25 protein-coding genes are annotated in these 24812 nt (G+C 58.9%); 10 read left to right on the top strand and 15 right to left on the bottom strand.

From position 1 onward, the window contains the following. Positions 1–147: 147 nt before the first annotated feature. Positions 148–975 carry a polyphosphate kinase 2 gene (gene ppk2, locus R6X40_RS25090; protein ID WP_318417134.1) on the bottom strand — a complete coding sequence of 276 codons (828 nt, stop codon included), beginning with the start codon at positions 973–975 and terminating at the stop codon, positions 148–150. A gap of 567 nt (positions 976–1542) precedes the next feature. Between ppk2 and R6X40_RS25085 the strand changes: the two genes are divergently transcribed. After that, positions 1543–1848, top strand: coding sequence for a hypothetical protein (locus R6X40_RS25085; RefSeq protein WP_318417133.1), 306 nt, complete (start codon positions 1543–1545; stop codon positions 1846–1848). Between the two features lie 451 nt (positions 1849–2299). Here R6X40_RS25085 and R6X40_RS25080 read toward each other — a convergent pair whose 3' ends face one another. Further along, positions 2300–2554 (bottom strand): YMGG-like glycine zipper-containing protein, encoded by a 255-nt coding sequence (locus R6X40_RS25080; protein WP_318417131.1) that lies wholly within the window; start codon positions 2552–2554, stop codon positions 2300–2302. Positions 2555–3048: 494 nt separating this feature from the next. On the opposite strand from R6X40_RS25080, the gene R6X40_RS25075 reads away from it, so the two are divergent. Both R6X40_RS25075 and R6X40_RS25070 read left to right on the top strand, forming a co-directional pair. Beyond that, on the top strand, positions 3049–3489 hold the full coding sequence (locus tag R6X40_RS25075) for a hypothetical protein (RefSeq protein ID WP_318417130.1): 441 nt from the start codon (positions 3049–3051) through the stop codon (positions 3487–3489). A 3-nt stretch (positions 3490–3492) separates the two neighbouring features. Further along, complete coding sequence (locus R6X40_RS25070; protein ID WP_318417128.1) at positions 3493–4719, top strand: HlyD family secretion protein; 1227 nt, start codon at positions 3493–3495, stop codon at positions 4717–4719. A gap of 335 nt (positions 4720–5054) precedes the next feature. On the opposite strand, the gene R6X40_RS25065 is transcribed toward R6X40_RS25070, so the two are convergent. Continuing rightward, a complete protein-coding gene (locus R6X40_RS25065; protein WP_318417126.1) occupies positions 5055–5987 on the bottom strand; it encodes a DMT family transporter in 933 nt (310 codons plus the stop codon). A 314-nt stretch (positions 5988–6301) separates the two neighbouring features. Between R6X40_RS25065 and R6X40_RS25060 the strand changes: the two genes are divergently transcribed. After that, on the top strand, positions 6302–6700 hold the full coding sequence (locus R6X40_RS25060) for a VOC family protein (RefSeq protein WP_318417124.1): 399 nt from the start codon (positions 6302–6304) through the stop codon (positions 6698–6700). A 28-nt stretch (positions 6701–6728) separates the two neighbouring features. Here R6X40_RS25060 and R6X40_RS25055 read toward each other — a convergent pair whose 3' ends face one another. Both R6X40_RS25055 and R6X40_RS25050 read right to left on the bottom strand, forming a co-directional pair. Then, positions 6729–7805 (bottom strand): D-TA family PLP-dependent enzyme, encoded by a 1077-nt coding sequence (locus tag R6X40_RS25055; RefSeq protein ID WP_318417123.1) that lies wholly within the window; start codon positions 7803–7805, stop codon positions 6729–6731. 191 nt (positions 7806–7996) lie between these two features. After that, the gene (locus R6X40_RS25050; protein ID WP_318417121.1) at positions 7997–8878 is read right to left on the bottom strand and encodes a helix-turn-helix domain-containing protein; all 882 of its coding nucleotides are present in this window, start codon (positions 8876–8878) and stop codon (positions 7997–7999) included. Between the two features lie 115 nt (positions 8879–8993). Here R6X40_RS25050 and pobA point away from each other — a divergent pair, with 115 nt between their 5' ends. After that, a complete protein-coding gene (pobA, locus tag R6X40_RS25045) occupies positions 8994–10166 on the top strand; it encodes a 4-hydroxybenzoate 3-monooxygenase (RefSeq protein WP_318417120.1) in 1173 nt (390 codons plus the stop codon). A 4-nt stretch (positions 10167–10170) separates the two neighbouring features. Here pobA and R6X40_RS25040 read toward each other — a convergent pair whose 3' ends face one another. The 5 genes from R6X40_RS25040 to R6X40_RS25020 all read right to left on the bottom strand — a co-directional run bounded on the left by R6X40_RS25040 (position 10171) and on the right by R6X40_RS25020 (position 13801). Continuing rightward, on the bottom strand, positions 10171–10581 hold the full coding sequence (locus R6X40_RS25040; RefSeq protein WP_318417333.1) for a type II toxin-antitoxin system VapC family toxin: 411 nt from the start codon (positions 10579–10581) through the stop codon (positions 10171–10173). Continuing rightward, positions 10578–10838: a type II toxin-antitoxin system VapB family antitoxin gene (locus R6X40_RS25035; protein ID WP_318417119.1), complete on the bottom strand. Its 261-nt coding sequence runs from the start codon at positions 10836–10838 to the stop codon at positions 10578–10580. Before R6X40_RS25035 ends, R6X40_RS25040 begins: the two co-directional genes overlap by 4 nt. 115 nt (positions 10839–10953) lie before the next feature. After that, entirely contained in the window at positions 10954–12159 is a 1206-nt protein-coding gene (gene pcaF / locus R6X40_RS25030; protein WP_318417118.1) for a 3-oxoadipyl-CoA thiolase, read from the bottom strand. Then, positions 12160–12942, bottom strand: a complete 783-nt coding sequence (locus R6X40_RS25025; RefSeq protein ID WP_318417116.1) for a CoA-transferase subunit beta — start codon at positions 12940–12942, stop codon at positions 12160–12162. It abuts the gene before it with no gap. Positions 12943–12952: 10 nt separating this feature from the next. Next, positions 12953–13801 carry a CoA transferase subunit A gene (locus tag R6X40_RS25020; RefSeq protein WP_318417114.1) on the bottom strand — a complete coding sequence of 283 codons (849 nt, stop codon included), beginning with the start codon at positions 13799–13801 and terminating at the stop codon, positions 12953–12955. A gap of 135 nt (positions 13802–13936) precedes the next feature. On the opposite strand from R6X40_RS25020, the gene R6X40_RS25015 reads away from it, so the two are divergent. Then, a complete protein-coding gene (locus tag R6X40_RS25015; protein ID WP_318417112.1) occupies positions 13937–14692 on the top strand; it encodes an IclR family transcriptional regulator in 756 nt (251 codons plus the stop codon). Between the two features lie 110 nt (positions 14693–14802). On the opposite strand, the gene R6X40_RS25010 is transcribed toward R6X40_RS25015, so the two are convergent. Both R6X40_RS25010 and R6X40_RS25005 read right to left on the bottom strand, forming a co-directional pair. Continuing rightward, positions 14803–15267: a DUF411 domain-containing protein gene (locus tag R6X40_RS25010; protein ID WP_318417331.1), complete on the bottom strand. Its 465-nt coding sequence runs from the start codon at positions 15265–15267 to the stop codon at positions 14803–14805. A 188-nt stretch (positions 15268–15455) separates the two neighbouring features. After that, positions 15456–15803 carry a hypothetical protein gene (locus tag R6X40_RS25005; RefSeq protein WP_318417111.1) on the bottom strand — a complete coding sequence of 116 codons (348 nt, stop codon included), beginning with the start codon at positions 15801–15803 and terminating at the stop codon, positions 15456–15458. Positions 15804–16198: 395 nt separating this feature from the next. Here R6X40_RS25005 and R6X40_RS25000 point away from each other — a divergent pair, with 395 nt between their 5' ends. Beyond that, positions 16199–17965, top strand: coding sequence for an SLC13 family permease (locus R6X40_RS25000; protein ID WP_318417109.1), 1767 nt, complete (start codon positions 16199–16201; stop codon positions 17963–17965). Positions 17966–18031: 66 nt separating this feature from the next. On the opposite strand, the gene R6X40_RS24995 is transcribed toward R6X40_RS25000, so the two are convergent. The 3 genes from R6X40_RS24995 to R6X40_RS24985 all read right to left on the bottom strand — a co-directional run bounded on the left by R6X40_RS24995 (position 18032) and on the right by R6X40_RS24985 (position 20835). After that, on the bottom strand, positions 18032–18517 hold the full coding sequence (locus R6X40_RS24995; protein WP_318417107.1) for a heme-binding protein: 486 nt from the start codon (positions 18515–18517) through the stop codon (positions 18032–18034). A 117-nt stretch (positions 18518–18634) separates the two neighbouring features. After that, positions 18635–19240, bottom strand: a complete 606-nt coding sequence (locus R6X40_RS24990; RefSeq protein ID WP_318417106.1) for a response regulator transcription factor — start codon at positions 19238–19240, stop codon at positions 18635–18637. Further along, complete coding sequence (locus tag R6X40_RS24985) at positions 19237–20835, bottom strand: sensor histidine kinase (RefSeq protein ID WP_318417104.1); 1599 nt, start codon at positions 20833–20835, stop codon at positions 19237–19239. Before R6X40_RS24985 ends, R6X40_RS24990 begins: the two co-directional genes overlap by 4 nt. A 264-nt stretch (positions 20836–21099) precedes the next feature. Between R6X40_RS24985 and R6X40_RS24980 the strand changes: the two genes are divergently transcribed. The 3 genes from R6X40_RS24980 to R6X40_RS24970 all read left to right on the top strand — a co-directional run bounded on the left by R6X40_RS24980 (position 21100) and on the right by R6X40_RS24970 (position 24799). After that, a complete protein-coding gene (locus R6X40_RS24980) occupies positions 21100–22020 on the top strand; it encodes a LysR substrate-binding domain-containing protein (RefSeq protein ID WP_318417102.1) in 921 nt (306 codons plus the stop codon). Positions 22021–22131: 111 nt separating this feature from the next. Further along, positions 22132–23556 (top strand): aldehyde dehydrogenase, encoded by a 1425-nt coding sequence (gene aldA, locus R6X40_RS24975; RefSeq protein WP_318417101.1) that lies wholly within the window; start codon positions 22132–22134, stop codon positions 23554–23556. A gap of 25 nt (positions 23557–23581) precedes the next feature. Then, positions 23582–24799: a mandelate racemase/muconate lactonizing enzyme family protein gene (locus R6X40_RS24970; RefSeq protein ID WP_318417099.1), complete on the top strand. Its 1218-nt coding sequence runs from the start codon at positions 23582–23584 to the stop codon at positions 24797–24799. Positions 24800–24812 lie beyond the last annotated feature (13 nt).

Genomic DNA, 24812 nt, shown 5'->3' with positions numbered 1-24812 from the left:
GTATTCCACCTGTAGATACATGTAACTTCGCGTGCGTGACGCCATCAGTCAATGATGTGGCAGCAGCCATCGGTGCACAGCCCTTCGCCGGTGGTGAGACGACCGCCAACGTGCCGGCGCAGCGGCGCCACAGAAAGTGACCTTCGATCAGGTGACATCCGGCACGGTTCGACGCGAGCTTGTATCCTCTGTGTAGTCGGCCGGCCGCTTCTGGCGTTTTCCAAGATCCGGTGGATCAAACTTCACGCGCTCATAGGGAATGGACTGCAGGATATGCGATATGCAGTTGATACGTGCACGCTTTTTATCGTCGGAGGGAACGACCCACCAAGGCGCATGCTCGCTGTCCGTCATACGCAACATGTCGTCATAGGCGCGCGAATAATCCCACCATTTCTGATAGGACGTGACGTCCATGGGGCTCAGCTTCCATTGCCGCACCGGATCGTCGATACGGCGCTGGAAGCGGCGCTCCTGCTCTTCGTCACTGACGGTGAGGAAGTATTTGAGGATAATCGTGCCGCTCTCGACGATTGCCGCCTCGAAACGTGGCGCGAGTTCCAGAAAACGGCGCGCCTTCTTTTCACTGCAAAACCCCATGACCCTGTCGACACCCGCCCTGTTGTACCAGCTGCGATCAAAAATCACGACCTCGCCGCCAGCGGGCAGGTGGGCGATGTAGCGCTGCATGTACATCTGGTTTTTTTCGCGATCACTCGGCGCCGGCAGTGCGATAACGCGAAAGACACGCGGACTGACGCGCTCTGTAATGCGCTTGATGATGCCGCCCTTGCCGGCCGCATCGCGGCCCTCGAAAATGATGACAACACGCGCGCTGGTCTTTTTCACCCATGCCTGCAGATGGGCAAGCTCGATTACAAGTTTCTCCATCTGCTTATCGTAGTCGCGCACTTTTTTATCGCCACTTTCCTCAGACGATGCGGATTCGCTCTTATCGTTCTGTTTCTTTCCCATTGTCGTGCCTCCCACATCAGGACTTCATGTTAATTGTGTCGAACTACTCAGCCTTCCCGTGCCGCAAGCACGTAAACTATGGAGGGCGTCGTCGATATCCAAAGGCCAATGCGCTCGATCAGACCGGCCGTTGCAAACACCGCGCCGCCTCCTGTCTTGGATAGTTTCGCGACGATACCAAGAGGCGCCGAATATCGCGGATGGGGATGACGTCGTAAAAGAGTGTCATCACGACAAGGAAAAGAAAACCCGGGAAAATCGCCCAGGAACATGGGTGACGCTTTGGACGTTAAATTTCGGTATTCCTATAAAATCGATTGCGAGCAGCAACTGCTCCCATCTTAGCGTGCTTTCAAAGCGGGAGCCTGTAGCATCACGTAGCCTCTATCGGTCGAACGGACATAAGCTCTTGCAAACACCTCAATTACCAAGGCGGCCAAACGCGTTTTCCTACGCGGGTTCCATGAACACGCGTAGTCTCAAGTATGTTACGTTAAGCTTTGCCCGCAACATCCTATTGTGATGGTTCGCAACACCGGAATGGTGTCGTCAGACTGGAGGTTGGCAATGAAGGAGCGAACCAGCTTTAACTCGGGGGATGAGGGCCTAGCTGCAGTGCTCCGGCGGTTTCCAACACATGCGGCCCAGATGCGGACCCTCATAGAGAGAAATGAGAATTTTCGAACTATGTGCGACGACCTGGCATGCGTTGAACAGGCTCTGCTGGCGGTCGAACAGATGCCGAGCGACATCCGCGACGATCGGCGACGCGAGTTCACCGAACTGGTTGATGGCCTTGCAGTTGAGATCGAGCGGGCACTCAGCCAAGTAAAAATTGTCTCAATCGGCGCGTACATTAATCGATCGCAGTGACAATGATCGTTTGCTCAGAGGTGTTGTGTTGAACCTCAGGATCAAGCCAAGCAGGCGCTTGACGTGGGACAACCGTATGCCTTGATCGTGCCTGCAGTCCCGAACATGGTCCATGGATTTCATGGCGGATTGTTTGGGAGATGGCAGGTAATCCCGGCTGCGCTTCTGTCTCGATCCTTCCGCGAGTCACGGGCGTATGGATCGCAATGGTTGCCTGAAGCAAGGCTTCTCGGTTCTCATTTCCACTCCCTGCGAGGATTGCAAGGTGGGGAAAAGAAACAACAAGTTCGGAAGGGATCTTCTAAGCCGGACTTGCCGGCCGGCCGCGCAGCTATCAGGTCGACGACAGAGAGGTGGCGTCATGCAAATGCAACCGCTCTAAGTCATCGACGATAGTCTCAGCGTCCTCTGGGCGCAGCTCGCAACAAGCCTTAAGAGGATGGACAGTTCGTTATCGGCAGCGCGCCTCGAAGCGCCGACCGTTGCGATCACGATAGACGCAGTAGCCTTGGCGCTCGTGGGAACGGCCGATAAGGTTGCCTACAACTCCACCAGCCACGGCGCCAATAGCTGCGCCACCCCAGCTATTGCTGACAACGCCGCCAATTATCGCTCCGGAGCCTGCTCCGATTGCAGTCCCTCGTTCTGTCGCCGTGCAAGACGTTAGGGCAACAATTATTCCAACCGCAGCGACAAACTTCTTCATGGCAGTTTCCCTTACTTCAAACTGAGAGTTTCACCAGATTGATTCAGCATCTATGCAATCCGTGCATTTGTCCATAGTGCAGCCGCACGCTAGGTGACCTTCCTTCTCAGTCGGCCGTATCACGACAAGCCGGCTGGCCGCTTAACACAGCTTGTGGTCGGACAGCCGTCGCCCGCAGCATGTCAAAGCGTCGAGAAGTTGATTGTCGGGAAGAGTGAATCGCCCTTCATTTCGTCACTCTGCCATTTTCGGCTTTGTTGGCGATGCACTGGTGTTTTCTGAAGTGCGAAACAGATGGCGCACCAAATAACAAGGGCTCAGCAGTTCGTCGGAAATATATCCAGACAGCTTGGTAGACAGCTCAACTGTTCGTAATATACGCTGCATAAAACGCGGAAGATTTACTCATCTCGGCGGGTTCTTCGCCAGGTAAAACAGTATTTTTCCCGTTTATGTAGCCGAACCGCAACTGTGCTCCGCCAGGGAGGATATAAGTGGCCGAACCGATTCATCCAGCCGCTATCGAACACTTACCTGTTTTCATCACGCAGCCTGGACAAACTGACTACCTCTTCAATGGGGTCGTGGTTTTTCTGCTGATCGCCGTCCTCGTCGTGGGGAACCTGTACTTTCAGCTTCATTCCATTCCCGAGCGCAGGGCGCACCGGACCAGCAAGGTGCAGATGGAGATCGTGGCGATCCTGGCACTGATCTCGCTGTTCACGCACAATCATCTCTTCTGGATCGCTGGTCTTTTGTTGGCCTTCATTCAGATACCCGATTTCTCATCTCCGCTCTATTCAATAGCGCAGTCGCTGGCGAAGCTTTCCGGGCGTGATGCCGCTGCAACAGGAGATCCGGCGTTAATCATTGAAGAGCCAGTCAACGCAATCGACCCTGCGGCCAAGACGGACGCACATGGTGGGGGTATTTGAACCATGTTTGAATTGATGCTCTGTTCAATGCTGACGATCCTCCCCGACTATCTCATCCGCCGATATGCCCAGGGAAAACGGATCGGGCGCGAAATTACCCTTTACAGCGTGTGGTATGAACTGCGGTGGGGTATCACCGCGTGCCTGTTATTGACCGTTTTGCTGATTACGATGATTTTCTATTTTCACCCCACGACGAAGAGCGTCACGGCGGTGTTTAGAACCGTGACAATTCTACCCGAAACGGTGGGCCGCGTTGAAGAGGTCTATATCGGTATCAATCAGAAGGTCGAGATAGGTACACCGCTGTTCCGGATGGACGGTTCCGAGCAGGAGGCGGCCCTTGAGACCTCCCGCCGCCGCATCGCGGAAGTCGTTGCTGAGACGGAAGTAGCTCAAACCGAACTTGCTGGCGCAAATGGACAAATCCGGGAGGCGCAGGGCGCCTATCAGATGGCCGTGGACGAATACGAAATGAAGGCGCAGCTCTTGAAAAGTGATGCTGTTTCCAGGCGGGAAGTCGAACGTTTGAAGACATCCATCGACAGTCGTCAGGGCGCTGTGGATTCAGCATTAGCCAAGAGAAAGACCTTGGAGACGCAGCTTTCTACCCTGTTCCCCGCTCAAAAAGCGAGCGCTGAAGCTGCGGTGGCCCAAGCGCAGGTTGAGCTGGACAAGACCGTTGTCAAGGCGGGCGTTTCAGGCTCGGTCCAGCAATTTACGTTGCGCCCTGGCGACATTGTCAATTCGATGCTGCGTCCTGCTGGCATCTTGGTGCCCAGCGAGGCAGGTAGGGTGGCTCTCATAGCGGGGTTCGGGCAGATCGAGGCACAAGTTCTGAAGCCGGGGATGATTGCCGAGGCGACCTGTATCGGCCGACCCTTCACCATCATTCCGATGGTGGTAACCGCCGTCCAAGATGTCATTGCAGCCGGCCAATTGCGGCCGACGGATCAGCTTATCGATGTGGCCCAAATGAGCAAGCCTGGAACCCTCACCGTCTTTCTGGAGCCGCTCTATCCTGGACAGCTGGAGGGAATTCCGCCGGGAAGCAGCTGCATTGCCAATGCATATACAAACAACCACGACGCGCTCGCAGACAAGAACATCGGCGCTCTACGTTGGGCCTTCCTGCATATGGTGGATGCGGTCGGGCTTGTGCATGCCATGATCCTGCGAATGCAGGCCGTGCTTTTGCCTGTGCAAACACTGGTTCTGTCCGGTCACTGAAGCCGCCGTTGTCAACGGGAGAGAAAAACAGGCCAGCGTTGGCTGAATGTTTCAGCGGATAGCTGCCACTGTCCATGGTCAGAATGTAAGCTTAGGGGATAGCTTGTCGTAAGCCAAGCAGTCGGGGGTTCGGAGGCGAGACAAGCTCTGGGAGAAAGTCTTGAGCAGAAACTCTGCGCGGGTCGATAGCAAGTGCTTGAGATGTTGGTGCAGAAGAATTTCCAGCGTTCCGCCCGGTGCGTCTGACGGCATCGTGATCCCGGCTTTGCGGGGCATGCTGCAGCGCTGAATATTTGCCGATGGGTGTTCTTGCCCAACCTCACCGTGCGGCTGGGCTATCCGGCTTCCACCGTGTTTTCTTGAGCTGCTGGCGATGAGAGCGCGAAAAGACCGGCGATGACGATCAGGCAGGCGCCGGCGATAGTCGTGAGATAGGGGATTTCGCCGAAGAACAGGAAGCCCCACAGCGGCGCCCAGAGCATGCCGGTATATTCGAACGAAGCGACGACGCTTGCCTTGGCGATCCGGTAGGCATGGGTGAGCAAGGTCATGGCGATTGCGGCGATCACGCCGCATGAGCCCATCAGCAACGCATCTGTCGGCGTCGGCCAGACCCAGGGGCGGATCAGGAACTCAATCGACTTGTGGTTCGCCTGGTGAATGCCGGTCAGATGAAAGAACCCGGCGATCGCCAGCGCACCTGCGAGATAGACGCCATTCTGGTAGAAAGCCATCACGGAAGCCGTCGTCCCGGTCCCCATCTTACGGGCCATCAGCATGGCCAGCGCATAGGTGATGGCTGACGACAGCGACAGCAGTGCTGCAGGTTCGAAAAGCCCTGCCCCGGGTCTGAGCATGATTACGACGCCGATGAACCCGACGAAGACGGCCGTGATGCGCCGCCAGCCGACGGTTTCGCCAAGGATGAAAGGCGCCAAAGCGAGCATGAACAGCGGCACGGTAAAATAGAGTGCGACGGCATCGGCCAACGGCAGCGCGGGAAAAGCCATGTAATAGGTGGTGTAGCCGACTAACAGCAGAGCGGCGCGCCAGATCAACGGCCAGAATTCGCGCGTGAAAAGCGTACCTGTGCCCCCCTCGAAATGCACGAGCAGCAGCAGGATGGGCACGGAGACGAGACACCGGAACGAAACGACCTGCGTTAGCGCATAATCGCCCGATACCGCCTTGATAACCGCATCCTGAAGCGAGAAGACGAGGATGCCGAGACTAAGAAAGAGAATTCCGAGCGTGGCGCGGTTCTGCACGTGACTGCCCCAGTTGAACTTCACCATACTGAATTGAGAAAAGGCCTATCGCCCTTCCCTTCGCGACATTGGTGAGCCGAGCGTCAAATATATTTTCGGCCGCCCGGCTCACCCACCCCACAAAGCAGATCGTCGTTGGGAACGCGGCTTTTTGCAGCTTGCAAGCCTGCGATGGGTCGGGCCGCAGTGTAAGCTGTGAAGAATGGGATTGCGGATCTCCGCCTTGCAACATATCGACGCGGTATCGATCGTCGCCATCTGCGACATAAAAGATTTTGACCGGAAAACTGTAAACGCCGCAAGCTCCCGCACACATGCTCCATCATATTTCGTTCGGGATATCCGATATGGAACGCGCGGCCGCATTTTACGATGCGGCTCTCGCGCCGCTCGGCTATGTCCGTGTCTGGGAGGATCTTGTTGCCGGCGATCCCGATCAGGCGATTGGCTGCGGGATTGCTGATGTTGGTGACAAGCTGGCGATCAAGCTGCGACCAGACGGGCAGCGCCCACCCGGTCCGGGGTTCAATTTGGCCTTGGCATCGCCGAGCCGTCAGGCGGTCGATGATTTCCACAGAGCGGCGCTGGAAAACGGCGGCCGCGACAATGGTGAGCCTGGCCTGCGCGCGGGCTATGGCCCAAACGATTATGCAGCCGTCGTCATCGATCCGGACGATCACCCTATCGAAGCTGTTTTCAATGCGCCGGTGTAAGACCCGCCCCCCACCTCGGATGCGATCATCAAACAATCCGGCCGCGTGCAACAACGGGCCAGACGGCTGAAATCTCGCCCTGCTCGATGATACTAACCGCATCGACCAGATTGGTGACGACGCAGGCGTGATTGGGCACGATCCGCAGCCTGTCGCCAACCTTCAAATTGATCGGGCCTTCGCTGACGAGGCGGCCATGTTCTTCCGAGAGCTGGTCGATGGCAATGTCGTTGCGGCCGAGCACATGGCCGTATCCGGACAAGCCGAGCAGGTCGGAGGTCAGCGCCTTCGAGCCCGCATCGACGATGGCGCGATTGGCGGCGGGGACTGAAACGACAGTCGCAAGGACGGTGAGGGCGCAGTCGTCCCATGTGCAGGCTCCACGCGAGACGAGCGAGCGGTCGTTATAAACATAGGTTCCTGGCCGGTATTCGGTTGTCACCGGTGCCTTGGCCGCCTCCATCATCGACGGTGTGCCGCCCGACGTGATCACCGGAACCTTGATGCCTGCCGCTTCGATGAAAGCCTTGGCACGGTTCATGAAGGATTCGACAGCGGCCGCATCATTTGCCGGCGGATAGGTCATCAGTCCGCCAAACACGAGACCGGGCGCCTTGGCGATCCGTTGTGCGAGGGCTGCTGCTGCTTCCGGGGTCGGCACGCCGCAGCGGTCAGCTCCGGTATTGCACTCCACCAGCACGCGCAGCGGCGCCGGTTCCGAGGCGAAAGCCATTGAGAGGCCGTCGATGACGGTTTCGTTGTCGGCAACGACGCTTAGCCTTACTTTTCCAGCAAGAGCCGTGAGATGGCTCAGCTTCTCGACGCCGAGGATATTGTAGGTGATGAGAACGTCCCGGATCTCCGGGCTGGCCGCAACCATCGCCTCCGCTTCGGACACCTTCTGGCAAGTCACGCCGATGGCCCCTGCCCGCAACTGCATCTCGGCCACCGCCGGCAGCTTATGCGTTTTGATGTGCGGGCGAACCTTCAATCCATGTGCGTTGGCATAGGCCTGGAAACGGTCGATATTGCGCTGGGCGATGTCAAGATCGACCAGAACGGCCGGAGTGCTTACGGTCTGAAGCGTCGATGGGGCCTTGCTCATGCGGTCTCCGAAAACTCTGATGCCATTTTAGACGGCAGCGTGCTGTGCCTGTCGCGCAGATTTCTATCCGGCAAACTTGCGGCAGTCCATGCGCTCTGCGTTGATTACGACAATCCGATATGCTGGCTGGTTCCTTGCCAAGGTCCAGCAGACAACGATCGGCGGTTGCAAGTGCGCAGAGCGCCCATGGTTCAGTCTTCCCGACCCTGTCTACGGCGCCATTGCCGCGGTGAGAGACCTGCTCGCGCCAGGAAAAAACGGGAAAAATAAGCCGGATCGATAAACCCGAGCCGGAAGCCGATTTCCTGTACCGGGATTTGCGTAAACAACAGTTCGCGCTGAGCTTCGTCGATCAGCTTGCCGTTGATCAGTGTTTGGGTGCTGCTGCCGGTCAGCTGTTTGACGATTCGGTTGAGATGTGTCGGGGAAATACCGAGAGCAGTCGCATAGAATGATACGGGCTTATGCGAGCGGAAATGCTGGTGAATCAGTCCGGTCAGCCGGTTCAGCCGTCTATCGTTTTCCGTTGTCCCGCCGTCTTCGTCACCCTGCCCTGCAGCAGACAGGCGCGCCGTCAGCCTGAGTGCGGATGTCAGGTATGCCTCCCAAAGATCCGCCGGTCCTGTTCGCCGGGCTGCTGCTTCTGCGGCAAGGCGATGCAGCGTATCGGCGATGTAACGGCTGTCGGCATGGTCCGGCGGCAGCGCCGTCAGACGCGGGAGGCCTAGCCACGCGCCAAACTGGCTGTGATCGCCCGGCATGGTTTTCAAGCGCTTCGTCAGCACCGTGAAGACATAACCGTCAATATCCTTCGAGAACCGAAAACCGTGACGGGAAAGGGGCGGTATTGTGATGACAGCAGGCGCGGCGATCGCCTCCACAACGTCGCCAAAAACCGCATCGCCTGATCCTGCCGCAATGTACAGGATCTGAAAGAACTGCTCATGGCGATGCAGCCTGATCTCCCAGTGATGCAGGCTGCTGCGTGACGGGATCGTTTCGCAATGCAACCAGAAACCGGGGGAATCGCCGTTCTTTTCGCCGTAGAGGTCGTAGGTGGGGATTGCGCGCATCTAGGCTCCGTAAAAATCCGGAATGTTCGATTTGTGCAATTTCTTGGGTTCAATGTCCATGGAGGCAGTCCCGTACCGGTGCAACAATTGGACTGCACTGTTTCGGGAGGAAAAGATGCGCACGCAGGTCGTCATTATCGGTTCGGGTCCGTCCGGACTGCTGCTCGGGCAATTGCTGGCGAAAACCGGCATCGAGGCCGTCATTTTGGATCGTGTCGACAAAGACTATATTCTTGGCCGGGTCCGTGCGGGGGTGCTTGAGCAAGGGACCGTCGGGCTGATGGATAAGGCCGGTGCAGGAGCACGGATGCACGCCGAGGGCCTGCCCCATAACGGTTTTTCCCTGGCCTTCGACGGGCGCGATCATCGCATCGACCTCAAGGACCTGACCGGCGGCAAGGGTGTCATGATCTACGGCCAGACCGAGCTGACGCGTGACCTGATGCAGCACAGGGAGGCAATCGGAGCCACGACGATCTATGATGCTTCGAATGTCTGTCCGCATGATTATGATGGCGAGTCGCCCTATGTGACCTACGAGCGAGATGGCATCACGCATCGCATCGATTGTGATTTCATCGCTGGATGCGACGGCTTTCACGGTGTCAGCCGCAGGTCAGTGCCGGAAAAATCGGTCACCACATTCGAAAAAGTCTATCCATTCGGCTGGCTTGGTCTGCTCGCCGATGTGCCGCCGGTCAATCACGAACTGATCTACGCCAACCACCCACGCGGTTTCGCGCTCTGTTCGATGCGCTCGGAAAGCCGCAGCCGCTACTACCTGCAATGCGCTCTGGACGAGAAGATCGAGGATTGGAGCGATGACCGGTTCTGGGACGAGCTGCGCCGCAGGCTTCCTACCCACCATGCGGAGGCACTGGTCACTGGCCCGTCCTTTGAAAAATCGATCGCGCCGCTGCGCTCCTTCGTGGCCGAGCCGATGCGATTCGGCAGTCTTTTCCTTGTCGGCGACGCCGCCCATATCGTGCCTCCGACGGGCGCCAAGGGTCTCAATCTGGCGGCGAGCGATGTCCATTACCTCTATGCGGGCCTCTGCGAGTATTACCGGGAACGTTCACCTGCCGGCATCGATGCCTATTCCACCCGTGCCCTTTCCCGTGTGTGGAAGGCTGTCCGCTTCTCCTGGTCGATGACGACGATGCTGCACCGGTTTCCGGACACCGGTGCATTCGACCAGAAGATTCAGGAAGCGGAACTGGATTATCTCACCCACTCCCGCGCAGCGGGGACAGCTTTGGCGGAGAATTACGTGGGGTTGCCTTACTGAGGCGTCAGTCTGCGGCTGTCCAGTCTTCGACTTTTAAATCTGCAATACGCCGGAACTCACGTGTGTTGTTGGTAACGCAGATCAGCCCTCTGGCCTTTGCTTGCGCTGCAATCAAAGTGTCGAAGGAGCCGATCGGTGTTCCGAGAGCGGCGAGCTTTGCCCTTACGTCACCAGCGATTTGCGCGTCATCGCGATCAAAGGCGACCAGATGAAAGTCCTGTGTCAGAAGACGTATGCTCTCGAGATTGAAGTCCACTCTCTGGCTTCGATAGGCGCCGTAGTACAATTCGTGCAATACGACGGTGGAAAGGCCTATGGCACCAGCCTCGCATGCGAGTGCACGTTGGACCAGCCGCTCGGACTTTTGACCGATGAGGCCAATGAGAGCATTGGTATCAAGAAGATAGCGCATTATCGGAAGAGATTTCCCAGGGCAGGATTATCTTTGATCTCAGGTTGCTGGCGGCCGTCTACCATGAAGTCGTCGCTGAACCCACGGGCTATTGCGGCCTTCAAACCACTCCAGGTTTCTTTGTTTTTTACCGACGGTCGTAGGATGACGGCATCACCTTCGCGCGTGATTTCAAGCTCATCGACGTCGAAGCGGAATTCTTTCGGTAGCCGCACCGCCTGCGAGTTTCCCGATTGGAATACTTTTGCACGCTGGGTCATTGGTATCTCCACGGACAATATATACAAAGAAGTATATACGAATCCCCTATGACGACAAGAAGTCCTTTTGCGAGCAACTTCTGGAATGCCTCACGCTTCACCAACCTCTCCACCCTCAGGCACGTTCCAGCGCGATCGCGATCCCCTGCCCGACGCCGATGCACATCGTCGAAAGCGAATAACGGCAGCCGGTGAGTTTGAGTTCGAGTGCTGCGGTGCCGGTGATGCGGGCGCCGGACATGCCGAGCGGGTGGCCAAGCGCGATGGCACCGCCGTTGCGGTTGACGCGTGGGTCATCGTCGGCAATGCCGAGCTGGCGCAGGACGGCAAGGCCCTGGCTTGCAAAGGCCTCGTTGAGTTCGATCACATCGAACTGGTCCTGCGTCAGACCAAGCCGAGCCATCAGCTTTCTTGAAGCCGGCACGGGGCCGATGCCCATGATGCGCGGCGGCACGCCCGCTGCAGCGCCACCCATGATGCGGGCGAGCGGCGTCAGACCGTGTTTCTTCACTCCGGCTTCCGACGCAATGATCAACGCCGAGGCGCCATCGTTGACGCCGGAGGCATTGCCCGCGGTAACGGTGCCGCCTTCCTTCTTGAACGGTGTGCCGAGCTTGGCGAGCGTCTCGATCGTCGTGGTGCGCGGATGTTCATCCCGGTCGACGACGATCGGCTCGCCTTTGCGCTGCGGAATGGTTACGGATGTGATCTCCTGACCCAACCGCCCATTCTCTTGCGCCGCTGCGGCCTTGTTTTGCGAACGGACGGCGAAGGCGTCCTGATCCTGACGATTGACCTTGTAATCCTCGGCGACGTTTTCGCCTGTTTCAGGCATGGAATCGACGCCGTATTGCTTCTTCATCAGTGGGTTGATGAAGCGCCAGCCGATCGTCGTGTCGTGGATTTCCGCTGCACGCGAAAAGGCGCTTTCGGCCTTGGGCATCACGAAGGGCGCACGCGACATGCTTTCGACGCCGCCGGCTATCATCAGATCGGCCTCACCGGCGCGGATGGCGCGGGCGGCCGCGATCACGGCATCCATGCCGGAGCCGCAGAGCCGGTTGATGGTCGTGCCCGAAACCTCTAACGGCAGTCCGGCAAGGAGCAGTGACATGCGCGCGACGTTGCGATTGTCCTCGCCCGCCTGATTGGCACAGCCGAAAATGACGTCATCGACCGCCTGCCAATCGACGCCGACATTGCGCTGCATCAGCGCCTTGAGCGGGATGGCTCCAAGATCATCGGCGCGGACGGAGGACAACGCGCCGCCGAAGCGGCCAATCGGGGTGCGGATATAATCGCAGATATAGGCCTCAGTCATTTATGCGGCTTCCTTGTTGCCCTGATGGGCTTTCTTGGTGCGGGCGTTGATGTCGCGCAAGGTCTGAAGCTCAATGTTCGTCGGAACCGGTGTATCAATCACCGTTTCGGCGAACTTGATCGGCCAGCCGCAGTTCTCGGCAACCTGCTCGCGGGTGACGCCCTTATGGATCGAAACGACGGTCAGCTCCTTGGTGACCGGATCCGGCTCAAGAATGCACAGGTCGGTGATGACGCGGGTCGGGCCCTTGGTCTTCATGCCCAGCCGTTCGCGGTGGTTGCCGCCTTCGCCATGGCCCATGGACGTGATGAAGTTGAGCTTGTCGACGAAGCCGCGCTTGGAGAGCGCCATGGTGATGAAGATTTGGCCGCAATTGCTGGCGATCTCCGGCGCGCCACCGCCGCCCGGCAGGCGGACTTTCGGATGGTCATAGGGGCCGACGACCGTGGTGTTGAGGTTGGCGAACTTGTCGATCTGAGCGCCGCCGAGAAATCCGGTGGTGATGCGGCCGCCCTGTAGCCAGTAACGGAACATCTCCGGTACCGAGACAGTGAACAGTGCGGTGTCGCAGAGCTCGCCATCACCGATCGACAGCGGCAGAACATCCGGCTTGGTACCCACCGTGCCACTTTCGTAGATTAGCGTGATGTCAGGCGCATGGGTGAGACGTGCGACATTGCAGGCGGCGGACGGTGCGCCGATGCCGACAAAACAGACGTCGTCATTGGTGAGCGCGCGCGCGGCGGCAATGGTCATCATTTCGGTGGGGGTGAAATCACTCATCGTTGTCTCCTCACGCTGCCTTCTTCGCATGCCTGGCAAAGTCTTCCGGCCCGGACTTCATGATGTTCTCTTCGATCCAGGCCTGGAAGGTATCGCGGTCGCGGGCGATCTCATCCCAGGCGATGTAGAAGGCGTTGGAGCGCGGATAATAGCCTTGCGCATAGGACGGGAAGGCCCCGCCCGGCACTTCGACGACCGCAGTCACCGCCCAGGACGGCAGGACGACAGAGTTCGGAGATGGAGGGTTGAGTTCATCGACGATCTCCTCGACCGTGACAATCGAACGCTTGGCACCAAGCACCGCTTCCTTCTGAACGCCGACGATACCTTCGAGCAGCACGTTGCCCTTCCGGTCGGCCCGCAGCGCATGGATGATTGTCACATCCGGGCGGATGGCCGGAACGGCCGCCAGCACTTCGCCGGTGAAGGGGCATGTGACCTGTTTGATGTTCGCGTTCACTTTCGTCAGATCTGCACCGATGTAACCGCGCAGCATCGCAAATGGCAGGTTGGCAGCGCCTGCCTCATAGGCGTTGGCCATGGCGGCGTGGGAGTGCTCCTCGATCTCCAGCGGCCGCGGCCACTGGTTTTCAACGGCATCGCGGAAACGGTGCAGCGAGCCGACGCCGGGATTGCCGCCCCAGGAGAATTTCATCCCGCGTGCAGCGCCAGTGCCGATCAGCTGGTCGTAGAGAATGTCCGGCGTCATGCGGATCAGGAAAAGATCCTTCTTGCCCTGCCGGATCACTTCATGACCGGCGGCATAGGGGATCAGGTGGGTGAAACCCTCCATGGCGACGGTATCGCCATCATTCACGTACTCGGAAATGGCTTCCGCCAGCGAAATCAGTCGTGCCAAGGCATTCTCCTCCTGAGCTGTCATCACAGATGGCGCAAATAAGCACTCGAATCCGTATAGCGTCAAATATTTCGTGCGTTATTTAATTTTTGTTCGTATAACGCACAATATGGATTGAGTTGCGGGAGCTTTGGCATGCGGGAATCGGATTTTGTCAGCGGCTTTGCGCGCGGCCTCAAAGTCATCGAAGCTTTCGGAGAAACGCGGCCGAAACTCACCATCGCCGAGGCGGCCAAGCTGACGGCGCTCGACCGGGCAACGGTCAGGCGCTGCCTGTTGACGCTCGCCGATCTCGGTTACGCTGACTATGACGGCAAATTTTTTACGCTGACACCGAAGGTGCTGCGGCTTGGCCATGCCTATCTGTCGGCAACGCCCCTGCCCTTAATCATTCAGCCATATCTCGATCAGCTCTCGGAAAAGGCCGGGCAAAGCGCCTCGGCGTCCGTTCTCGATGGGACGGAAGTGGTCTATATCGCCCGCGCCTCGCAGAAACGGGTGATGTCGATCAACCTGTCGCCCGGCTCGCGCCTACCCGCTTATTGCGCGTCGATGGGGCGGGTTCTGCTGGCCGCCTTGCCGGAGGCCGAGGCGCGCGGCATTCTGGACCGCTCCGAACTGAAGGCGAATACGCGGCTGACGAAAACAGACCCGGAGATCCTGATGGAGGAACTCCGGAATATCCGTGCCGAGGGGTGCGCCGTGATCGACCAGGAGCTGGAACTGGGGCTATGTTCCATCGCAGTACCGATCGAAAACGACCGTGGCCGGGTGGTTGCGGCCATCAACATTGGCGCGCCGGCCGCCCATGTGCCCGCCGCTGAAATGGTGAGGCGTTATCTGCCTTTGCTGAAAGAGACGCAAAAGGCGCTGCGGCTGGTTTTGCGTTAAGCCGAGTATTGGTTCGAATTCGCTCCCGGCTTCGCAGGCTTAGTCTGGGCGAAGCCGCTGCTGCCTGACGGCAGCAGCGGACTCAACTGCCGAAAAACGGCAAATGCTATTTATCCTTTGGGCGTGATTGCCATGAAGACGTTCTGTGTTCCCCCAGGTGCCTTCGCCACTGCATAGACGTCGTAAGCCGCATTCGGATTGTCTCCCATGCCCAGCGACCCGGACGGCATGCCGGGTACAGCCAACCCGGCGATGACCGGCTTTTCATCAAGCAGCTTACGCACCGCCTCCAGCGGCACATGGCCCTCAAGGAAGTAACCGGACACTGTGGCGGTGTGGCATCCCTGCAGATTGTCCGGGACCCCGAGACGCGCTTTGATGGGTGTCAGATCATCACGGTCCTCAATTTTGACGTTAAACCCTTCGGCCGTCATTGCCTCCGCCCAGAGATGGCAGCAACCGCAGTTCGGGTCTTTGTAGACGATCATCGTCTCCGGTGCGGCAAAGGCTTGCCCCAAACCCGTGAGCGTGGCCGCGATGACGATGCCCGTGCAGATAAAGCGTCTTCTATCCATGTTCATGCCGTTGTTCCTTCACGTCGTGTATTCCAATGTTTTGTCAGCTTGTTGCCGGTGGCTGACACCGTCGCTCCGGATAAACGCCGCCCTTTGACGAGGCCGTCTTCGGTCGGCATGTGCCCGTGCACGATCCCGGCCCGGTGCCCGTTTGAGCGACCGTGCTGGCGTGCTTCTATGATGTGGGATCAGGCCCTGGGAGGCCGTGCCGGCGGATCGACCTGCGTCGATGTAAGGAGCGGATATCGCGCGCGCAAAAATTGATGGGCGGTCCAGACCGGATTGAGGAGCGCCGCCTGTTCGTCCACTGCATGGCCGACAAAGGCCGTGGCGCAAAGCACCGCCAGCGGACAAGCTACGCCACCGCAGCCCGACGTCTCGTCGGGGCCGCAGCACATGTCTTCCGCCATATCCATCGCTGTCATATGCGTCGAAACTGACGACGCCATGGCGCTACTGGCCACGCCGATTGTGACGGGACCAAGGATGATCCCGAGCAGCGCGGATAAGAGCAGAGCCCGATGGATGATCGACATGAATCTCATGGGGCCAATTTGGCATAGCGCTGGTGGTGATGAAAGGGGGCGCGCGAAAATGTCCCGGTATGCCGCGTGGAGGCGGCCCCTCCGACGAAAAGCGCGGCCTGAAGCAGACAGGAAGAAAACGCAATGGCGGACATCCTCTTTCGCCCGCAGCTGCAGCCAGGGCATCCGGCCGACTCCAATGTCTTCCATTGAATGGGCGTTCTGTTTTTCCGTTTCATGTGGAAAGAAAGGGGCTCGTCCTTTACCCGTTTTCGGCAATAACGTGACGTACACTACCGGCCGGATGAAAACGGATAGCCGACAATGTGAAATACAGAAAATTTGTTTTGACCGCATGCATCAAAATGCGGTCTTGAGCGTTTATCTGCGCCCATCAGGATACATTCATGCAAACAGACCAATGGCTTTCCCTTCTCATCATTGCGTTGATGATGGCTGCATTCGTGTGGGGGCGGTATCGCTATGACATCGTTGCGGCAGGGTCTCTGCTGGCCGCTGTTCTCGTCGGCATCGTTCCGGCCAAAGACGCATTTTCTGGTTTTTCCGATGATATCGTCATTATTGTCGGCAGCGCTCTGGTCGTTAGTGCGGCGATATCGCGGTCTGGCATCATGGATGTGGCGCTGCGGCACCTTTCCCCTGAGAAGCGGTCTCCCCGGATGCAGCTTGTCATTCTGGTGGTCATCGTTGCGGTGCTTTCCGCCTTCATCAAGAATATCGGGGCGCTCGCGATCATGATCCCGGTGGCCATCCACATGGCGCGAAAATCCCGGGTCTCTCCCTCGATGTTCCTGATGCCGATGTCGTTTGCCTCGCTGTTGGGCGGGTTGATGACGCAGATTGGCACGTCGCCCAACATCATCGTTTCGCGGGTGCGCGAGGAAATTACCGGGACGCCGTTCACGATGTTCGATTACACGCCCGTGGGCGCGGCCCTGACCGTGACCGGGATTATCTTTCTTGCCGTTTGCTACAGGTTGCTTCCTGAACGGGTGAAGGAGGAGGCCTCGATGGACGAGGCCGTGAAGATCAAGAACTACACCACCGAGGCGAGCCTGACTGCACAATCGTCTGCGGTCGGCCGATCGATCAGCTGGCTGCAAAAGCCGGCACATGGCGATGCAATGGTAACCGCGATCATCAGCAACAATGACCGGAAACGCACTCCCCTGCCCGATACGATTCTCAAGGAAGGCGATGTCCTGATCATTGAGGGAGAGCAGGGCGCCCTCAACAAGATCGTTAGTGAGGGAAAACTGCAGCTGTCCGACCGGACTCCCGAAAAGGACCGGGCGAAGGACGTCAGCGCGGTGGAAGCGATCGTTGGAGAACACTCGCGGCTGATTGGCCTGAGTGCCAAGGATCTGTCGCTGTTTGAGAATACGGGCCTCAACCTGCTGGCTGTCAGCCGCCGAGACAAGCGGTTTGTCGAGCGTCTGGGTGAAATCAAGATCCGCAACGGTGACGTGCTGGTGCTTCAAGGCGACTTGCAGCGTCTGCCCGATATGCTGCGGGAATGGGGCTGCCTGCCTTTGGTGGAACGCGATGTGAAGCTCGGCAGTGTCCGCAACGGGCTGATTCCGGTGCTGATCCTCGTCGCGACCATGGGTGCGACAGCTTTTGGCGGCGTACCGGTTGCGGCGGCATTCTTTGCCGCAGCATTCATGATGGTTGCAAGCGGATCGCTGCCGCTGCGCGGCCTCTACGGATATCTTGATGCGCCCATCCTGCTGATGCTGGCGGCGCTGATCCCGATCAGCGATTCCCTCAAGACCACGGGAACGACGGATGTCATCGCCGACCTTTTGTCGCGCACTGCGGAAATGCTGCCCCCTTATGGGGCGCTGGCGTTGATATTGGTGGCTGCGATGGCGGTGACGCCATTCCTCAACAACGCAGCGACCGTGCTCGTCATGGCGCCGATCGCGGCAACATTTGCGGAAAAGCTTGGCTTTGCGCCCGATGCCTTCCTGATGGCAGTGGCGATCGGTGCCGGTTGCGATTTCCTGACGCCGATCGGACATCAGTGCAACACATTGGTGATGGGGCCGGGTGGCTACCGGTTCGGCGATTACGCCCGCCTTGGATTGCCGTTGTCATTGATCGTGCTGATCGTCAGCGTTCCGATGCTATTGCTGACCTGGCCAATATAACGATGGCATTCGCCATTGGTGAAAACCACCCGCGACGGGCGCCGCGAGTGGTTAAGTCGTCAGAGCTTACTTGAGTTGATCCTGCACCTTGGCAATGGCCGCATTGGCGCATGCCTCGTCGAGATGACCGCCCGGTGCTCCGCCGACGCCGACAGCGCCGATGGTTTCCTTGCCCATCTTGACCGGCACGCCACCGGCCAGAACGAGGAAACCGTCTATGGCGACGAGCTGTGCGGCACTCTGGTTCTTCTGGATGTTCTCGACCATGACGCTCGTCGGAATGCGGGCGGAAACGGACGTAAACGCCTTGTCGCGTGCTGCATTGACCGTATGCGGTCCGGCATTGTCGGCGCGCAGCAGCGCACGAACCACACCTGCCCTGTCGACGACGGCCGCGGACACGTTGTAGCCATCGGCGGCGCAGGCGGAGACAGCGCTCTGTGCCAGTTCTACCGCGATATCCAGCGGCATGTTGTTTTCCTTGAGAACCTCGGCAGAGGCTGCGGATGTCAGGGCAAGTGCAATCGAGCCGGCAAGCAGTATACGGTTCATTTCATCTGTCTCCTATCGTGAACGCGATGCGGGAAAGCGCCTTGCTTTCTGGTGATAGGAATAGCTGTGCAAACGCCGATACCGAATCCGCAGCGGGACCAACCCGTCTAGGTATTTCTACCTACGAGGCACGTCCGCGCCGGCCGACGTCAACTGCACGAAGTCGGCGACGGAACTGGTCCCCAGCTTGTCGGCAATATTGGCCCGGTGCGCATCGATGGTTCGTGCCGAAACGGTGAGCGCGACGGCAATTTCTTTTGTGGCCCAACCGCGGCAGACCATGTCCAGAACCTCCCGTTCGCGCTCCGTCAGGCCCCGCAGCAGTTCCATCGATTCCTCTTTTTCGAGGACACGCTCCAAGGCTTGGAACGCGGCATGTATGGCGTCCAGTAGCACCTGTTCATCGATCGGTTTGGTCAGAAAATCGAGGATACCCGCCTTGAAGGCGCGGCGGCAGGCATTCACGTCTCCATGGCCTGTGATCATGATGGTTGGCCAGCCGATGCCGCGTTCCAGCAGCCGTTCGTGCATCTGCAAGCCGCTAATCAGCGGCATACGCAGGTCAGCCAGAATGCATCCGGGACGTTTCGGATCGACATGGGCAAGGAACGTGGCCGGATCACCGAATGTCTCGACTGTCATACCGTAGGTACTGAGAAGCAGTTTTATCGCCTCGCGGACCGGTTCGTCGTCATCGATCAGATAGATCTGAAACTGCTTCATTGCGCGGCTTTCAGGTGTTGCTCGGCAAGTGGCAGTGTAATGGTGAAAGTGGCGCCACCCGATGTCTGGTTGCGGGCGTCGATATGTCCGCCGATCCGCTCGATCAGTGAAGCGCACAGGGCGAGACCGAGCCCCATTCCATCGGGTTTCGTCGTGAAGAACGGTTCGAAAAGGCGCGGCAGCGTGTCCGCGTCGATACCGGTGCCGGTATCGGTCACCCGAAGGATCGCACCGTTCTCCGACATGATCGTCTCGATACGGATGGTTCTGCTTGCCGTATCTGCATCCTGCAGCGCGTCGGCAGCATTTCGGATGAGATTATGCAGCATCTGCTCCATTTCGATGGGGTCGACGACCGCCTGCGGCGACGGCGTGGCGAGATCGAGAATGAGACCGATCTGCCGCTTTTCAAGATCGGCGCGCACGAGTTCGGCGATATCGGTAACGATCTGGTTGAGATCAGCCAGAACAGGTCTCTGCTCCCGTTTGCTGATATAGTCGCGCATTCGCTTCAGCATGGCCCCGGCGCGCTTGGCTTCACGCACATTGGCGGCGAGTGCCATGGAGAGCAAGGTGGGGTCAGGGCTATCGGCTGACGCAAGACGCTGAGCCGCCTGGCTCTGGCTCAAAAGCGCGGTCAGGGGCTGTGTCAGTTCATGGGCAATACCCGACGCCAGTTCACCCAGAGCATTGACCCGCAGGGCATGGGCAAGTCTTGTTTCGTGCTCCTGAAGATGGGCTCTTCGCTCCGCTTCCTCTGCCGTTTGCTGCAGTTTCCGGGCATTGGCTTTCAGTTGCCAGGTGAACAACAGCAAAAACAGGACCAGCAATGACGCAAGCGCAAAGCCACCGATCCTGGCCCCGTTGATAATATCCGGAACGGATAGCGGGCGCGTTACGTCCACCCTGAAGGGCTGGCTCTGACTGTCGATCACCTTGCTGAAATGCGGTTGTGGCAAGATGCTGTCAACCGCGCTGCGGCCATCAACCTCGTCGTCCAGCACCGTTTCGCCGTCAAGGCTGATGCGCACCTGCGCCCAGGCGGGCCGCTCTTCGCCCTCGATCAGCAAGGCCGGGTCGATCTGGACAACGATTGCCAGGCCAGGGCTGTCTGCCGTCGCGCGCTTGCCCAGAAGGTACCTGCCTGGATAGGCGGGGTTGAGATAGGTCCGCACCTCGCCTTGCCTTTGTCTGGCAATAGAGCTTGCGATGGGCGACAGATCGGTTTTCTGCGGGCCATCCGGTGTGGATATCAGTGTCGTTGCCTCGGGGGAGCCTTCTGATGGAAACCGTACGAGATCGATCGCGGCAATGCGTGGATAGAACTGGATAATGCTCCGGAAGACTTCGCCAATCGCTGTTTCAGGCAACTCGGGCGCTGCCTTGATCAAGGCTACCAGACTGGTCAGATGTGCGTCATGCTGCGCCGTCCGCTGGGAGATCAGCCGATGGATCGTTTGCCCCGTCGCAAAGAGTTCGTCCGATGCCCGTTGATATTCAATCCGCATCGACAGGCCGGCAAACAGCCCGATCAGGCCAAGCCAGACGAGCAGGGAGACCGTCAGGCTCTTGAGTGGGAGATGTCGCCAGTTCATGTCGTCAATGCCTGTCCAAGTGTGCCGAGCCGCCATTCCATCGCCGTTCATCCGAACGGGCAAGACCGGATGGATCGTAGCACAACATCAATGGTGCGGAAGGCGGAAGCTTCCGCGTGCGGTGCAACGAAGCCTTGCCGCCGGTTTCGTAACACCAAAAACGGTGCCGGGAAAATCAGAAACTTGACGGGACCGGGACGTCTGAACATAGATGGACGGACGCCTCGGCTGATTCAGACCACTGAATTTTATGGAAGCGATGGAATGCGGAAATTACCTGCGCTTTCGGCGATGAAGGTGTTCGAGGTCGTCGGTCAGACACGCAGCTTCACGCGTGCGGCACAGATGCTCAACCTGACGCAAAGTGCTGTCAGCAGGCAGGTTCGCAATCTCGAAAAGCAGCTGGGCGAAAACCTGCTGATCCGCCATCACCATGATCTTGAACTGACGCGCGCCGGCGCCGAACTGCTGGCAACGCTGCAGTTGGCTTTTCACAATGTCGAGCAGACGGTGCGCTCCATCATGGAGAAGAACAACCACAACCGGCTGCGCATCAACGTGCCGCCGACCTTTGCCAAACGCTGGCTGATGCCCCGGCTGTCGCGCCTGCGGCAGGCCCTACCGGAGATCGAGATCAGCCTCAGTACCGATCTTAGGGACACACTGGCCGAGCGCAGCCTGCTCGATTGCGCCATCCGTTTCGGCGATGGCGAATGGCCGATGCTGCAATCGCGAATCCTGATGACCGAACGGCACATCGCCGTCTGCGCGCCCGGCCTGTTGGAGGGAGCCAACCGGAACGGTCATATCGACCTGTCATCCTTCACGTTCCTGCATGTGCTGGCTGCCGCTGACCAGCGCTATCTCACCTGGCAGCATTGGCTGGACGCCGCCGGCCTTAGCGACACCGATGTGCGGGGCGGACTGGAATTCGACCTTCTCGATCTGGTGATCGAAGCTACCTGCAACGGGCACGGCATTGCCGTGGTTGATCGCTTCATGGTCAGCAGTCAACTGCAAAGCGGCCAGCTCGTGCCGGTGCTCGACGTCGAAGTCGAAGGTCATGAATCCTACTGGCTGGTCACCCGCACAGATCAGCCGGAAGCCGCCAATGTCCAGCATTTTCGCAACTGGCTTCTGAACGAGGTGGCGCTGCATCACGGCCTTCGCGGCGATGCAAAATGAGCAGGGGCGAACATTCGTTTTTGGAATGCTTGGCCCGACAATAAGTCGCTTGCGAAAAGGGGGCGAGGTCCCGTCTACTGCCTGAAACAGAATGTGTTTTCGGGTGGGCTCATGACGCAGCATCGCAACTTTATCGGTGGGCGCTTTGTCGAGGCTTCCGGCTTGCCCGGGATAGAGGTGCGCAACCCCGCCAACGGCAAAATTTTCGCCACGGTTCCGGCGGCTACCGACGCGGATGTCGTTTCGGCAGTCGAGGCAGCCAAGAGTGCGCAGAAATCCTGGCGCAAGCTGCCTGCGATCCAGCGTGGCGATGCCCTGCGGAAACTGGCCGATGCCATTGAGCGTCATGCCCCAAGGATTGGCGAGGCACTTGCGTCGGAATCCGGCAAGAGCCTCGCCGACGCGACGGCTGAGGCTATCTATGGCGTCGAATTGATGCGCTATCATGCGGAATGGGCGCGCCGCGTCGAGGGCGAGGTTATCGAAAGCGATACGCCCGACGAAACCCTGATGTTGAAGCGTGAGCCGATCGGCGTCGTCGCCTGCCTGATCCCGTTCAACTTTCCGATCTATACGCTGGTGCGCAAGATCGCCCCTGCCCTGATCACCGGCAATGCCGTTGTGATCCGTCCGAGCAACAACACACCGACTTCGGCCTTCGCGTTTGCGCAAGCCGTTCTGGAGGCTGGTCTGCCGGCAGGCCTCGTCAACATCATGACGATGTCACACGATGTTGCTCGCACCATGTGCACGCATCCGGCGGTCGGCATGATCACGCTCACCGGCAGCGTGGCCGCAGGCCAGACGGTGCTTGATTACTGCAAGACCAATATCGCCAAACCGTCGCTCGAACTTGGCGGAAAGTCGCCCGTCATCGTCGAGCCTGATGCCGATCTCGATGCGGTTGCGCGCTTGATACTCGGGGCGAAGACCGCCCATTGCGGACAGGTCTGCACCTCGGCTGAACGTCTTTATGTGCACGCCTCGATCCACGATGTTCTCGTCGAGAAACTGCGCACCGGCTTTGCGGCCCGCCGTTTCGGCGACCGCGCCGCCGATCCTGACATCATGGGGCCTCTTGCCAATGCGGCGGCGCGCGATCGTATTCACGGGATGGTCGAGCGGGCCAAAGCTGAGGGCGCAACGGTCGTTGCCGGTGGCGTGGTTCCGGACGGCGATGGCTATTTCTATCCGCCGACCCTGATCACCGGCTGCCGTCAGGATATGGAGATCGTCCGCGAAGAGGTGTTCGGCCCGGTGCTGGCGGTTCTCTCTTACGAAACGTTTGACGAGGCTTTGGCGCTGGCCAGCGATCACCAGTTCGGGCTCGCTTCGGTGCTGTTTTCGGAAAACTACCGGAAGGTGATGCAGGCGGCGAGCGAGATCGAGGCAGGCGAGCTTTATGTCAACCGTTTCCCGGCTGATCCCTATCAGGGCTATCACGCCGGCTGGAAGAAATCCGGCCTTGGCGGTGACGACGGCAAACACGGCATGCTGGAATTCACGCAGACGCGACTTGTCATCCTGAAACATTGATCACCTGGCGAGGGAGGAACCACCCATGAAGATCGCATCGCTGAAGACCTATGTGGTTGCCGTTCCGCCGCCGCATGTGGGCGGCATGTACTGGATTTTCGTCCAGCTCGAGACGGCCTGCGGCATTACCGGCGTTGGCGAAATCTATGCGACCTCGTTTCATCCCTCAGCCATGGTTCCGCTGATCGACGATGTGTTCCAGCGCTATCTTCTGGATCACGACCCGCACCAGATCGAGCGCTTCTGGCGGGCTGCCTATTCCAGTGGTTTCACCCAGCGCCCTGACACGACGATGATGGGTATCGTCTCTGGCCTGGAAATCGCCTGCTGGGATATTATCGGCAAGGCGGCGGGGCGGCCGGTCTCCGATCTGCTCGGCGGCACCGTCAACGAAAAGCTGCGGGCCTATACCTATCTCTACCCGAAGAATGCCGCTGGTGACTACGACTACAACGACCCTGATCTGGCCGCCGAAGAAGCCATCCGCATGGTCGAGATGGGCTTTACAGCCGTCAAGTTCGATCCGGCCGGCCCCTACACCAACTATTCCGGACACCAGCTTTCGATGGGGGTTCTCGACCGTTGCGAACTCTTCTGCTCCAAAATCCGCGAAGCGATCGGCAGCCGGGCCGATATCCTCTTCGGAACGCATGGGCAGATGGTGCCATCCTCGGCGATCCGGCTGGCGCGACGGCTGGAGAAATACGACCCGCTGTGGTTCGAGGAGCCGGTGCCGCCAGGACAGGAAGCGGCCATGGCCGAAGTGGCGCGTGCCACGTCCATCCCGATTTCGACCGGTGAACGGCTGACGACCAAATACGAGTTCCAGCGCGTGCTGCAGCTCGGCGCCGCCGCGATCCTGCAGATGAATGTCGCCCGCGTCGGCGGCCTTCTGGAAGCCAAGAAGATCGCCGGCATGGCTGAAGCTTTCTATGCCCAGATCGCGCCGCATCTCTACAACGGTCCTGTGGGCGCCGCCGCCAGCATCCAGCTTTCGGCCGCGACGCCCAACTTCCTCATCCACGAAGCAATCATGGATTTCGGCGGTTTTCACGGCGACGTGCTGAAAACGAAGCTGCAGTTCGATGATGGCTATCTCATTCCTTCGCGCGAACCGGGCCTTGGCATCGAGCTCAATCTCGATGTCGTCGAAAAACACTCTCCCTATACCGGCGACCGCCTGCATCTGCAGATGGCAGCCGCGCCCGCCGACATCAAGGAATTCATGCCCGCCAGCGGCTGAGCCTGAACAGAGA

Source organism: Rhizobium sp. PL01, assembly GCF_033447125.1.
Classification (GTDB): domain Bacteria; phylum Pseudomonadota; class Alphaproteobacteria; order Rhizobiales; family Rhizobiaceae; genus Pararhizobium.
Note: the sequence above shows the minus strand (reverse complement) of the source record. Positions and strands in the feature narration are given on the sequence as shown.